The sequence below is a fragment of the Steroidobacter sp. genome, from assembly GCF_016790065.1.
In the GTDB taxonomy this organism is placed as follows: domain Bacteria; phylum Pseudomonadota; class Gammaproteobacteria; order Steroidobacterales; family Steroidobacteraceae; genus Steroidobacter.
Window position 1 is genome coordinate 1 of sequence record NZ_JAEUPY010000601.1, and the last position, 12338, is coordinate 12338.

General features: G+C 61.0%; 10 protein-coding genes and 1 pseudogene. 5 read left to right on the top strand and 6 right to left on the bottom strand.

The genetic code is table 11. The features are described from left to right. Together JNL55_RS24715 and JNL55_RS24720 are read left to right on the top strand one after the other, a co-directional pair. The coding region (locus tag JNL55_RS24715) for a FecR family protein (RefSeq protein WP_293860558.1) at positions 1–983 on the top strand (983 nt) is incomplete at its 5' end. Between the two features lie 154 nt (positions 984–1137). After that, entirely contained in the window at positions 1138–4170 is a 3033-nt protein-coding gene (locus tag JNL55_RS24720; RefSeq protein WP_293860561.1) for a TonB-dependent receptor, read from the top strand. Between the two features lie 15 nt (positions 4171–4185). On the opposite strand, the gene JNL55_RS24725 is transcribed toward JNL55_RS24720, so the two are convergent. The 5 genes from JNL55_RS24725 to JNL55_RS24745 all read right to left on the bottom strand — a co-directional run bounded on the left by JNL55_RS24725 (position 4186) and on the right by JNL55_RS24745 (position 9306). Continuing rightward, positions 4186–6048 (bottom strand): asparagine synthetase B family protein, encoded by a 1863-nt coding sequence (locus JNL55_RS24725; RefSeq protein WP_293860564.1) that lies wholly within the window; start codon positions 6046–6048, stop codon positions 4186–4188. A gap of 21 nt (positions 6049–6069) precedes the next feature. Beyond that, entirely contained in the window at positions 6070–6807 is a 738-nt protein-coding gene (locus tag JNL55_RS24730; RefSeq protein ID WP_293860567.1) for a lasso peptide biosynthesis B2 protein, read from the bottom strand. 83 nt (positions 6808–6890) lie between these two features. Further along, positions 6891–7022, bottom strand: a complete 132-nt coding sequence (locus tag JNL55_RS24735) for a hypothetical protein (RefSeq protein WP_293860570.1) — start codon at positions 7020–7022, stop codon at positions 6891–6893. Between the two features lie 247 nt (positions 7023–7269). Further along, positions 7270–8277, bottom strand: coding sequence for a transposase (locus JNL55_RS24740; RefSeq protein ID WP_293860573.1), 1008 nt, complete (start codon positions 8275–8277; stop codon positions 7270–7272). Positions 8278–8400: 123 nt separating this feature from the next. After that, positions 8401–9306 (bottom strand): NUDIX hydrolase, encoded by a 906-nt coding sequence (locus JNL55_RS24745; protein WP_293860576.1) that lies wholly within the window; start codon positions 9304–9306, stop codon positions 8401–8403. Between the two features lie 17 nt (positions 9307–9323). Here JNL55_RS24745 and JNL55_RS24750 point away from each other — a divergent pair, with 17 nt between their 5' ends. Next, entirely contained in the window at positions 9324–10286 is a 963-nt protein-coding gene (locus JNL55_RS24750; protein ID WP_293860579.1) for a VanZ family protein, read from the top strand. Between the two features lie 9 nt (positions 10287–10295). Here the strand turns inward: JNL55_RS24750 and JNL55_RS24755 are convergent, their stop codons facing one another. Next, positions 10296–11381 (bottom strand): zinc-binding dehydrogenase, encoded by a 1086-nt coding sequence (locus JNL55_RS24755; RefSeq protein WP_293860588.1) that lies wholly within the window; start codon positions 11379–11381, stop codon positions 10296–10298. Between the two features lie 232 nt (positions 11382–11613). On the opposite strand from JNL55_RS24755, the gene JNL55_RS24760 reads away from it, so the two are divergent. Further along, complete coding sequence (locus JNL55_RS24760) at positions 11614–12072, top strand: (2Fe-2S)-binding protein (protein WP_293860583.1); 459 nt, start codon at positions 11614–11616, stop codon at positions 12070–12072. 14 nt (positions 12073–12086) lie between these two features. Next, positions 12087–12338, top strand: a pseudogene (locus tag JNL55_RS24765) (molybdopterin-dependent oxidoreductase); the annotation flags it as partial.

The window sequence follows — 12338 nt, forward strand, 5'->3', positions numbered from 1 at the left end:
TGCGTTGGTTGAAACAGTCGCCGGCACACATCGCCGAGCTGTTGCGCATCCAGCAGGTCTACAAGGTGTTGCGGGCTGCCAAGGTGCAAAACCGCGCACCCGGCGCGCCGGTCGCCGACGCCGAAACGAACGTCGTCGCAATCACTCCGCGTTCAGTGCAGTCCGAGCACCTCGAGTCTCGACCCCGCTTCGAGTCATTGCGAGGCTCATGGAAGATGGCCGCGGCCGTGGCCGGTATCACCGTGTCGCTGCTATTGGGATTCATGGTCAAGGTCGCTTGGTTGGACCGGACCCTCGAGACTGAGCTGGGCGAATGGCGCACGGTGCAGTTGACCGATGGCACTGAGGTGCGCATCGGTCCGGACACCGAGCTACGGCTGTCGTTCGGCGATGATCGCCGCACCGTCGAGCTCGTGCGGGGCGAGGCGTTGTTTCATGTCGCCAAGGACGCTGCGCGGCCGTTCTTCGTGCAGTCCGAAATGATCGGCGTGCTGGCGGTCGGTACCGAATTCCGTGTGCAACGCCGAGGCGGTGAAGATGTCGTGGCGGTGACGGAAGGAAGCGTCGCTCTGTATCGCGATGGTCGCGAGGCGGTGCGTGGTGTTGTCTCAGCGCCGCCCGCTCAAGTTGCCGAAGTGACCGGCGGTGTCCCACTCAAGGCCGGCGATCAAGTGTCGGTCACGCCGGATACTCGCGCCAAGCCGGTCGCTAAACAAAAAGTGGATCCGGACTATGAGTCGGCGTGGGCCGATGGCTGGGTGGTCTACGAAAATCGTTCCATCGCCGAGGTGGCCAGCGAATTTAATCGTCGCAACCGAGTCAAGATCGTCATCGCCGATCCCGCCATCGCGGCACGCCGGCTGGCTTTCTTCCGAGGCAATGCCACCGATCCCGAGTCGTTGGTGGCGGCGTTGGCGGCCAGCCCGGACATCGCCATCGTCCGCAAACAGCCGAATGAATTGCGCGTCGAGCTGCGGCCCTGAGCTTCAGCTCAAAATATATTCTGCCAAAATATATTCTAATTGCGTCGTCGCCCTAAGTAGCAAAGCCGCAGCGTTGCCTGGCGGCATGCGCTAGATTCGCCGTCAAATTCAGCGGCGGGGTAGCGTCCCCGACTCAAAGGGATGTTGCCAAGGGATGTTGCTGGGGCAGATGGGCGCGCAACAGATCATCGCCGGATTCGTGGCGGCCGTGGTGCTGGGCTGCTGCCTGCCCCTGGCTGCCGCCCAAACTCAAACGTCCAAGCAAGCTGCGCAGGCCGAGCTGCATCTATTCGATATTGCGCGCCTGCCCATCATCGAGGCGTTGAAGGAATTCACCAGCCAAACCGGCTTACAGATCAGCTTCTGGCCGGATGCGCGCACCGATCAGACCATGTTGGTCGGGCCGTTGCGTGGCAAGTTCACTGCGGAGAAGGCGCTCAGTCGCCTGTTGGCTAAAAGCGGTTTGGCCTTTCGGCGCACCAACGAGCGTTCGTTGGTGGTCATGGCACCGTCGCTGCTCGGTACGCCGCGTAAAGGCGATACCGCTTCGGATCAAGATCGCGACCACTTGGCTGAAGGGCAGCCTCACTTGCAGCGTAAGGAACCGCCAACGCCGGAACAGGTGGCCTCGCTAGGAACGTCAGGGTCGACGTCGACGGACGGTGCATTGCCCGATCCGCTCGATGAAGTCATCGTCACCGGCTCTCGAATGGAACGCAGCGGTGAAGGACCTGCGCCAGTGCAAGTGTTCACGCGCCGGACCATCGAAGATTTGGGAGCGGCATCGATTCCAGATGTACTGCGCTACACGCCTCAGCAGCCATTCACTCGTGCCGAACACTACTATCACAACGGCGCGCAGTACTCGCAGATGCGAGGCATCGGTGTCGATACAACGTTGGTGCTCATCAACGGGCGTCGCGTCGTGCCCACGTCGAACAGTCTTGCGCTCAATGCATTCGACTTGAACAGTATTCCGCTCGCTGCCGTCGAAAAAATCGAAGTGTTGTCCGACTCGGCGTCCGCCATCTACGGCGCCGACGCGATGGGCGGCGTCATCAACGTGGTGCTCAAGAAGAATATTCCGCAGCCCGTGATCGAGGTGCAGTACGGCGGCGCCAGCGGCGGTGCGGATCTGTTGCGGGCTTCGTTGAGTGCGGGCTACTCGACCGACCGATTTCGCACGTCGTTCATTGCCGACTATTACCAACGAGATTTTCTGTTCGGTGCCGAGCGCGATCGCTGGCTGAATCAAGATTTCACGCGCTATGGTGGCACCGACTATCGAGCTGCTGGCGGCACACCGGCCACCGTGCGGTCTTTGAGCGGCGCCAATCTGCCGGGGTTGTCGTCATCCTTCGCCATGGTTCCTGATGGCAGTACCGGTGTCGGTCTGACGGCGGCGGACTTTGCGGCCACCGCGGGGATGCGCAATCGCGCCAGCACGTTGAGCACTTTGTCCATCGTGCCGGAAGCACGCCAGCGGAGTGCGGCGTGGTTCGGTGAGTTCGATCTCACGCCGGGGCTGGTGGCATTCGCGGAGGTTCTTTACACCAACAGGCAAACGGTTTCGCAAGACGAACTCTATTCGGTGCAGAGCGCGCTGGTGCTGGCGACCCATCCTTTCAATCCCTTCGGCCAGCCGGTGCTGGTCGATTTTTTACTCGACGGCATCGAGCCGCGTCGCTTCGTTCACGATTTGGAGATGACGCGCGGCGCGCTGGGCTTGCGTGGGTCGTTGGGTTCGTCGTGGGAATGGGAAGTCGCTGGAGCGGCGAGCACCGAAACGGACGATGCCGCCGGTTTCAATCAAGTGAGTGCCGCGCGTGTCAGTGCCGCGTTGGCTGCAACCGATCCGGCGCGTGCGTTGAATCCATTTGTCGATGGGCCGCCCGGCAGCTCGGAATTGTTGGCGTCGCTAATCGAGCCCAACGTGCATCGTCACTTTTCTCGTGGCCGGCAGCTCTCCGCCTTCATGCGCGGCGATTGGTTCGATTTGCCGGCGGGCGCGGTTCAGGCTGTCATCGGCGGTGAGTGGCGCGACGAAGAAATCATCTATGACGACCTGACGCAGGAAGTTGACGACGGTCGCGATGTGCAGGCGGCTTTCACTGAGTTGCGAATGCCATTGCTCGGGTCCACGGCTCATACGCGTAGCGATGCGTTGTCGCTGACGTTGGCGGCGCGCGTGGATGACTACAGTGATTTCGGCAGCACTGTGAATCCACAGTTCGGTGTGATGTGGCGACCGATACAGGATCTGCTATTGCGCGGCTCTTACGGCACGAGCTTTCGACCGCCGTCGCTATTCGAGTTACATGCGCCGCGGCTGACTGTGACCAACGTGAGGTTGCAGGATCCAGCTCGCAACAACTCGTTGAGCAGCGTTACTTTCGTGGCCGGAGGTAATCCCGATCTGCAACCCATCGAGGCCGACTCGATGACGGCAGGCTTGGTATTCACGCCGAGCGAGTTGCCTGGGCTGCGATTGCTGGCCAACTACTGGAAGATTCGCACCGACCATCGCGTAACGTCGCTGCATTACACGGCGCTGCTCGCCAACGAAGACGTGTTTGGTAACCGCATCGTGCGCGAGGAACCCACGCCGGCCGATGTCGCCGCTGGCATTCCGGGCAGGCTGTTGCAGCTGGATGTATCGAGAATGAACTTCGGGCGTCTCACCACGAGCGGCATCGACGTGGAAGCGAATTATGAGATGGCTACGCGTTGGGGAGATTTCACGCCGCGGCTGTCAGCCACTTGGGTGAATGAGTTCACTGCGGTCGACGTGCCGAGCACACGCGCAGTCGATCGCGTCGGCATCGCCAATTCCTCTGGTTCGATTCCGCGTTGGCGCGTGGTCGGCAGTTTAGGTTGGCGACGCAATGGTGTCGGGCTGACTACCACGATCGACTGGTTGCCGGCCTATCTGGACGCGAACTCCGGCGGTCCTACCGGTCGCAGGCTCCCCGCACGCACCTTGGTCGACGTGCAGGCCAGCTTTGCGATGGGTGAGCTGCTGGGGCCGGGGCCGGTGTGGGATGATCTGACGCTGCAGGTGGGCGTCAAGAATGTATTCGACGAGCTGCCGCCATTCTCCGCTATCGGCTATGCCATCGGCTTCGATTCGTCGCAGGGCGACCTGGTCGGTCGCTTGAGTTACGTGCGCGTGGCTAAAGGCTTTTAAGCACGCATCTGTTGATCACGCGGCCGCTTGCTGTCGTGAACCCTGCAGCCAGTGCCTCGCCCACAGCTCCGTATCCAAATGACGGAACAGCTCGCCGGGATACACGGTGTTCTTGCTCGGCCCAGCCGAGATCACTTCTTCCAACAGCGCGCGATTGAGCAGGCCGTTGTGTGCCAAAGTGCCATCCAGCAAGGTTTCCTGCAGGAAGGTGCGCTGTCGCTCGATCATCTGGTCGTGGAAGCCCGGCGCGCGGTCTTTCCACAAGCGTCTGAGAATCGGCTCAGGCACTTCCTCGATGAATGCGTCGCGAGCCAAGCCTCGATCGCGGCCACGATTGAAGTGAACATAGATGGGAATTCTCAGCAGCAGCTCGATGACCGGCTGCGCGTACAGCGGCGAGATGAGCTGGGGCACGGGGGCATCGGCCGCTGCGGCAACATTGTAGAAATCGGGAGATGAGATCAGCGTGCCGAGCCGGCGAATCTTGTCCCACGGCACTCGTTGCTGATCCTTGAACCACGGGTGCGAGACCGTTTGGCTGACCCGAAACTCTTGTTTGATGGGCGTACTCACCAGTTGGCAGGCGGCGAGAATGCGTTCGCGCGGAATGCCCAAGTGAGTCGCTGTGAAATTGCGGCGGACCGCATGGGTCAGCACGCTCCAACTGGACTTTTCGGTGAGCAACGCCACTTGCGAGGCGAGCTGGAACAGCTTCGGTCGCAGGCCATGATTCTTCATGTACTCCGGGACGGCATACGTCACCGAATCGCTGCAGAAGCCCGAGTCGCCACCCTCGCCATTGAAAATGCCGGTGGCACCGGTGCGTGCAATCATCTCTTTTTCGATGGTGCTACGTTGGATGTAGCTGAGCAGTGGCGAGGGTTCCAAGCTCGGCGCCATCTGCAGTCCGACGCGCAAATCCAGATCGAGCGGCGAGAGCGGATACTCGATGTGTTCGCAGCCCGAGTGTTGCGCGGCCAGCCGTGCCCAAGGGCGTTCATCCGAACGGCCGGTGGGGCTGAAGTAGGTGTAAGCGGCGTAGCGCGAGGTCGGTAAGCCTTTGAGGCAGCCGGCGATGATGGACGAGTCGAGCCCGCCGGACAGTCGTAACAGCAGGGAAGGGTGTTCGCTGGCGAAACTGGCGCACGCGGATTTCACCGCGTGCCTCATCGCACGAGCCGCGGTGTGCGGATCTTCGATCAGGTCGTCGACGCCACTGAACGTGAGCGGATTCCAATAGAACTGAGTGGTGAGATTCCAGCGGCTGCCGTCGCGTTGGAATGTCACGCACTCGCCGCGTCGCACCGGCTGCACTTCATTGAGCGGCGAAAGTTCCTGCAAACTGCCGCCGGTCATCAGATGCGCATTCATGAACGTCGGGTTGATGCTGAAGCGCATCAGTTGCAGGTCGACACAGTCGGCCATGCGAGAGAAGAACACAGTGACGCCACGGAACTCGGTGCGCATACATGGCAACGAACCGGTGGGATCTTTGAGCACCCATTTCCGGCCGCCGGTGGGATCGCGACCGAAGGCCACGTAATTGCCCCAGGCATGGTCGATCAGCCAGCGACCGTGGCTCTCCACGAACGCGCCACTGCAGAGCGCGCCGAGGCGCAGCGTTTCGTCCGGTTCGACCGAGTCGACGTTACGATTGCGTGCGAACAGTGAGCCGATGACCAGGCCGCCGTCGTCGGCAACTCGATGGAGTTGTAGCGAGTCAGTGCGCGCGCCGGCGCAAAGTACTCGCATGCCCGGTGCATTGAATTCCTGTCGCCATGACGGCGACAGCTGCAGCACCCGGGCTGAGATCAGTTGGGCTGCTTCTTGTTGTTGCGGGCTCGCTTGGTCCCACACCATCCCCAGGAATCGCAACATCGCCCCGCTCCTTCGCGCGGTTCAGATAGCCAGAATGGGGGTGTACTCGCACACCTGTTCAGGATTGGCATCGAGTAATAGCGTTCCCTGCTGTACCCAGCTGTGCGCTGCCCATGGTTTGGTGCGCACGCCGATCACCCACGTCGGATACACCTGGTAGCTGGCCAGAAAACGCACCAGCGCCAAGGCATGAAATAAACATTGATCGCGTGCCGCGAAGGTATGCGGCCGCAGCCGGCGAAAGATGCCGACCAGCTCGATGGCGCGTTCGGGATTGAACGGTGCACCGGCGGCGTTCTTTTGCTGGCCGATGTCTTCGGCCACCAAGTACAGGGTGCGCGACTTCACTGCGCGGCGCGCCCAGGTGCAGGCACGAAAAAAATTGACCACATGACGCCAGCGAATCGCGGCTTTGCGGTCCAACTCGTGGCCGACACTGGTCAGCACACTGTTGAGATCGATTTGCATGGGAGTGAATGCGGCGGGTTCGGGCGCGTCGTTGCTGAGGACGCCGGCCTCGACCAGCTTGTCCGCGATGCTCAGCGAATCGGCAGCTGGTAACGGCTCAGCATCGCTGGCGAAGCTCGCTGACTGTGCGGCGAGGTTTTGCCAGTTGCCGGCGAGCGAGCGTAACACCGTGGTTTCTTTGCGGCCGACACCGAAGTATCGATTACGCCGCAGATCCAGGATCACGGTCCCCGTTGCTGTCGAGCACGCCCGCACGTGCGACGGCAGCCAGTATTCTTTTTCAATATGCATGGCCAGACTGCCAGTTGGTCAGAACAGGGCCCGCATCGCGCGGGCCCTGTCATCAGTTCGTCATTGATGGGTGTGATGCCTCATCAAGGTTCTTTTTCCCCCAGCAGAAACACCGAGTCGAACCAGATGGGCCACAACAACCATTGCTTGGTCTCTAACGTCGCATCGCCGAGATCGAGCAGCTCGATCTCCATCCCTTGGTGCATGTCGCTCATGATCTGTCCCTCATGATCTTTCCCTCGATGAAGCAACTGTCCTCCTGCGATGCTAACGCTGCAAGGTTTGGGATCCGGCGTCAATATACTTTGTTACGGGGTATCCGACATTGCTTCGCCGGCAGCACCCTATCCGGAGATTCTGCCGTTAAATAGTAAGTAGCTTCCCTCGGTGGCGGCAAGCGAATGCTTCGAGGGGCGTTGCCGAACTCAGCAACGCCCCGACTCGCCCCTTGCTCCCTCGCCTTCAGGCTGTTTGCCGGTCCTCGTCGTCGCCGTCACGGGCATCGGCGGCGCCATCCCAATAGTGGACCTTGATGCTGCCGCCGATTGGCACCAGCGGCGAGATGTCGTGCATGGCGGTGATCTTGAACAACTCCGGTCGACGTGTCCGATAGCGGCTGATCGCCATCGACAAGGTCGATGGGTCGCGACGCAGGCAGCGCGCCACTTCGCTCAGCGTTGCGACCCCTCGCTCGGTCGCGTACCAAGCGATCAACGCGCGCACCAACGTGAATTCCCGCTGACGCGAGTTCGACAACACCAGATCGCGCTCCACACCCATCCGACAGGTGACGGTGTGAATGATTTGATCCAGCGACGCCTTGCTGCGATAGGTGCGCGAGTTGCGTGGCAGATTTTCCAAGAACTCGGTGCTGCCGATGACGCGCAGATCGTTTGAGCCGACTCGTTCGAACTGCACTACGTCTTCGGGTTCCGGGCAACGGGCCATGAACGCTTCGTACTCGGTGCCGTCGTCCTTGAGTTCGAGCAACCGCGACGCGCTGCGTGTCGTCAGCCAAGGGGTGGCGGACTGGCGTAGATAGGTGCCGTGGCTGGTGTGTTCAGCCGCCCCTGGATGCTCCGCCAGCCCGCCCAATACCGGCAGGTGATGCAGGTAATGCACCAGCTTCAACAAATAATGTTTGGGATCGATCAGCACCGCTTTGTAACGCTGCCGAAAAAAATGTCCGGACTCGCCGATCCGGCGATGCATGCTGCGTGCATGGCGGCTGGTGAGCCCTTGCATGATGCGACCGACCGAGACTTCGTCGATCTGCAGAATCAAATGAATGGATTGTGGTGTCCAGCAGTAACCGTGCACGCGTGCGTTCGTGCGACGCAGGCCCGTTGCCAATAGGCGTTCGAAGAGGGCGTAATCCTCGGGCTGGGAAAATATCGGATGATGAGTGTTGCCATGTTGAACGACATAGTAAGTGCCGCCTGCAACATGAAGCCGTTGCCGTCGAGACATCCTGACCTCCTGTGGAGCTTCCCTGACTTCGTGTCGCGCTCGTTGCGATCGCGCTCGAATGCTGTCCGTGCCGAAGGAATTTAGTCCGGGCACGAGGGACATGCATTCATATATTTTGTTGTGTCAACGCTCCATCGGTGCGCGTGACGGTAGGGATAGCAAACGTTCCGGGTAAGTCAGCGGGGTCACGCCGCTGCCGATTAACATAGGATATTCGTTGTCCCACGGCATGACGATCATACGTGGCTCGCCTTTGGTTATTTTTGGTAACACGGGCACGACGTCGCGCCGCGCTTCGGCTGAGAGAATTGCGTTCAGAGAAATGTGTTGTCGCACGCTCGCGTCAAGGTCCATCAAGTTGTAAAGCGTCGGACGAGAAATCAGCATCGTGCCGTCATGCGCGGCCGCGATCAGCGCAGCAGGTGTCATCCACGTCATCTCGGTGGTTTCGACCGCATCGATCACGGCCACTTGGCCGGCGGGCAGGCGGGCGAGATAAAAGCGAGTGTCGAAACGTTTGGCAATGACCGACGGTGTGATCCAGTGCGCCCAATAGACCAAGCGGCGCAGATCCAGTTGCAGGTGTTCTTCCTGCAGCGACGTGGCAAACCGCTCCGGTTGTGAGAGGATTGCGTGCCGTCGCTCCTGCATTCGCGTCAACACGTCATTGTCAGCATGGTGTCCTTCCGCAGTCGTCGCCAGCAGCACGCCGGTCTCTTCGAACGTTTCGCGAACCGCGGCGATTGCCAGCCCATGGCAAGCGGTCGCCGGCAGCGCGTTGCCGTCCAGATCGCGCAAACGGTGGCACTCGAGTTGTGCAGACTCCGGAATCGTCGCGAACGCCTCGGCCGCGGTATCGGCGGGGCACAGGCCGCCGCCGGGGAACACCCACATGCCGCCCATGAACGTCAGATTCTCGTGTCGACGAGTCAACAGCACTTCAATACTGCCTCGCTGTTCGCGAAGCAGCAGCACGCTGGCGGCATGACGAGGCTCGACGGGCGTTGTCGGCTTGGCTGGTTGACTCACGATCTCGGACGGCTCCGGTGAAGCGTGCTCACTGGCTCGCGCTGCTGGTGATCTCGATTCTGCTGGTGGCTGTGGTGTTTGCGCCAGTCCCCGGCGACACGCGTTGGATCAGGACCCTACATAACTCGGCACACGCGCCGATTTTCGGCTGCGTTGCCTTGCTGACGCTGTTCATTGTTCGTACTCAGCCGCGCTTCGCATCGCTTGCGCTAGCGACACAGTATGCGCTGGCGTTGGCGGCGGCGCTGCTGTTGGGAATCTTGACAGAACTGTTACAAATTCCAGTCGGCCGTGATGCAAGCGTCGAAGACGCACTCCACGATGTCATCGGTGCTGTCGCTTTGCTCGGTATCTTCGCCGTCTTCGATAGGCGAGTGCGCGCCGCTTCGAAAGCGTCGTTGGTTCGCTTGATTGCAGCTGTGGTCGGCAGCGCAGCGCTGGCCGTCGCTGCCGCTCCCGTGACTCGTGCGGCCATCAAGTATCAGCAGCGAGACGAGCGCTTTCCGGTGCTGGCGGATTTCACTGAGCGTTACGATCGCTATTTCATTTTCCAGAAGTCGGCCGAGTTCGCGCCGGCTACGATGCCGCTGCAGTGGGCCGGCACCGCGGGCGAGCGGGCCATGCACGTAAATCTGCTCGACGGTCCCTATCCCGGATTGGAATTCATCGAGCTGGCGGCCGATTGGAGCCACTACTCGACGCTCGCGGTCGATCTCACCAATCCCACGCCGCTGGGCTTGCAGTTCGTGCTCCGAGTGCATGACGCGACTCACAACAATCAGCCCAGCGATCGATTCGGGCGGCGCTTCGAATTGGCACCCCAGACGCGTCAGGTGATTCGTATCCCGCTACAGGATGTCGCTGCCGGCCCTCGCGAGCGAGTTCTGGATCTGCGCAACGTTGCCGGCATGATCATCTTCCGCACCGACGATTCGCCACGCGCCAGCGAACTCTACTTGTCGCGCGCCTGGCTGGAGTGAGCGTGACTCTTACAGCACGATCACCGAACGGATCGATTCGCCGTTGCGCATCAGCTCGAAGCCTTGGTTGATTTGTTCCAGACTCAGCCGGTGAGTCACCAGCGGGTCCAGATCGATTTTCTTGTCCACGTACCAATCGACGATCTCCGGGATCTTGGTCAGACGCGCGCCACCCATGTAGCAGCCGGTCCAATGCCGGCCCATCATCAAGTGGCCCGGATAGGACGTGACTTCGGCACCCTGTGGAGCGACGCCCACCACGTAGCTCGTGCCCCACGCCGGATTAGTACATTCAAAGGCCTGACGCATCACTTGTGGATTGCCGATGCACTCGAAGCTGTAGTCGGCACCGCCGCCGGTGAGCTTCATCAAATGGCTGGTCAGTTTCTCGACCGTCTTGGGATTGACGAAGTCGGTAGCACCGAATTGGCGCGCGATGGCTTCCTTGGCGGGATTGGTATCGACGCCGATGATTTTTTTCGCGCCCGCCAACCGTGCTCCTTGCACGACGTTCAGGCCGATGCCGCCCAGACCGAAAATCACCACCGAGCTGCCCGCTTCGACCTTGGCAGCGAAGAGTGCCGCACCGATGCCGGTCGTGGCGCCACAGCCGATGTAACAGATAGGATCGAAGGGCGCGTCATCGCGCACCTTGGCCAACATGTTCGCGGGCAATACTGAATAGTCGGCGAACGTGCCCAGGCCCCACAGTTGGCTCACCGGCTTTCCGCCCAGCGAAAAGCGCGATTCGCCCGGTCGCAAACGCGTGAACGCCTCGACGCACAGATTGGTCTTGGGCGAATGGCAATAGCCGCACTTTTCGCAGTGAGGAATGAGAAACGGAATGACATGGTCGCCCGGCTTGAATCGAGTGACACCGGGGCCGCATTCCACCACCACGCCGGCCGCTTCATGACCCAACAGCGCCGGAAATTGCCAAGGCAATTTGCCTTCGTACACGTGCAGATCGGAATGGCACAGGCCGGTGGTCTTGATATGCACCAGAACTTCGCCCTGGCGCGGCCCGTCGAGCTGCAATGACTCGATGACGAACGGCTGATTGGGGCCGTGCACGACGGCAGCGCGGACTTCCATGGGCACGATCGTTCCCCGGCGATGACGAATGGGAGGGCGAGCCTACGCACATCGTGTCGGTGGAGCAATCGGTTAGCGGGCCGGCAGCCGCGCTCTTGATGAATCTCGACTTTGGCCGACGTTTGGGTCACTGGGTGGGGCGCAATCCGCAGGATTGTGCAATCCCGCCGCAGTGTGGCCGGAGTAAGATCGCGGCACTTCCGGTAGCCGCAGCCAGTCCCGAGGTCCTCCCATGATTACGCTAGAGATCAACGGTCAGAAGGTGCAAACCGACGCTGAGCCGGATACGCCGTTGCTGTGGGTGTTGCGAGATCATTTGGGTATGACTGGCAGCAAGTACGGCTGCGGCAAGGCGCTGTGCGGTGCCTGTACCGTGCACATCGACGGCAATGCGACTCGCAGCTGCGTGTTGCCGGTGTCGGCGGTGACCTCGAGCAAGATCACTACCATCGAAGCGGTCGGTGCGTCCAAAGTCGGCAAAGCCATTCAGGATGCCTGGATCGCTGAAGACGTGCCGCAGTGTGGGTACTGCCAGTCGGGCCAGATCATGAGCGCGACCGCCTTGCTCACCACCAATAGCAAACCCACCGATGCCGACATCGATGCGGCGATGGCCGGCAACGTGTGCCGTTGTGCCACCTATGTACGCATCCGTTCGGCGATCAAGCGCGCCGCCGGCTCGCTGGCCTGAATCGGGAGACACACATGAGCGCAGCTGAGAAAGATGCATTGCTAGCCGCTTCCCGTCGCGACGTGCTGAAAGGCGGCGGTGTATTGACCGTCGCGTTGTGGCTGCCTACCGGCGGCGCGCGAGCCAACGATGTGGATGTCACCAAAGCGGGCACGTTCGTGCCCAATGCTTTCGTGCGCATCGACAAGGACAGCACGGTGACCGTGCTGTCCAAACATACCGCAATGGGTCAGGGCTCATACACCGGGCTTGCCACCATCGTCGCC

What these genes read in the sequence shown, in the direction of transcription:
- JNL55_RS24740 (WP_293860573.1), bottom strand. Translation starts at nt 8,277, where the DNA reads ATGTCTCGACGGCAACGGCTTCATGTTGCAGGCGGCACTTACTATGTC.
- JNL55_RS24720 (WP_293860561.1), top strand. Translation starts at nt 1,138, where the DNA reads ATGTTGCTGGGGCAGATGGGCGCGCAACAGATCATCGCCGGATTCGTG.
- JNL55_RS24725 (WP_293860564.1), bottom strand. Translation starts at nt 6,048, where the DNA reads ATGTTGCGATTCCTGGGGATGGTGTGGGACCAAGCGAGCCCGCAACAA.
- JNL55_RS24735 (WP_293860570.1), bottom strand. Translation starts at nt 7,022, where the DNA reads ATGAGCGACATGCACCAAGGGATGGAGATCGAGCTGCTCGATCTCGGC.
- JNL55_RS24760 (WP_293860583.1), top strand. Translation starts at nt 11,614, where the DNA reads ATGATTACGCTAGAGATCAACGGTCAGAAGGTGCAAACCGACGCTGAG.
- JNL55_RS24730 (WP_293860567.1), bottom strand. Translation starts at nt 6,807, where the DNA reads ATGCATATTGAAAAAGAATACTGGCTGCCGTCGCACGTGCGGGCGTGC.
- JNL55_RS24755 (WP_293860588.1), bottom strand. Translation starts at nt 11,381, where the DNA reads ATGGAAGTCCGCGCTGCCGTCGTGCACGGCCCCAATCAGCCGTTCGTC.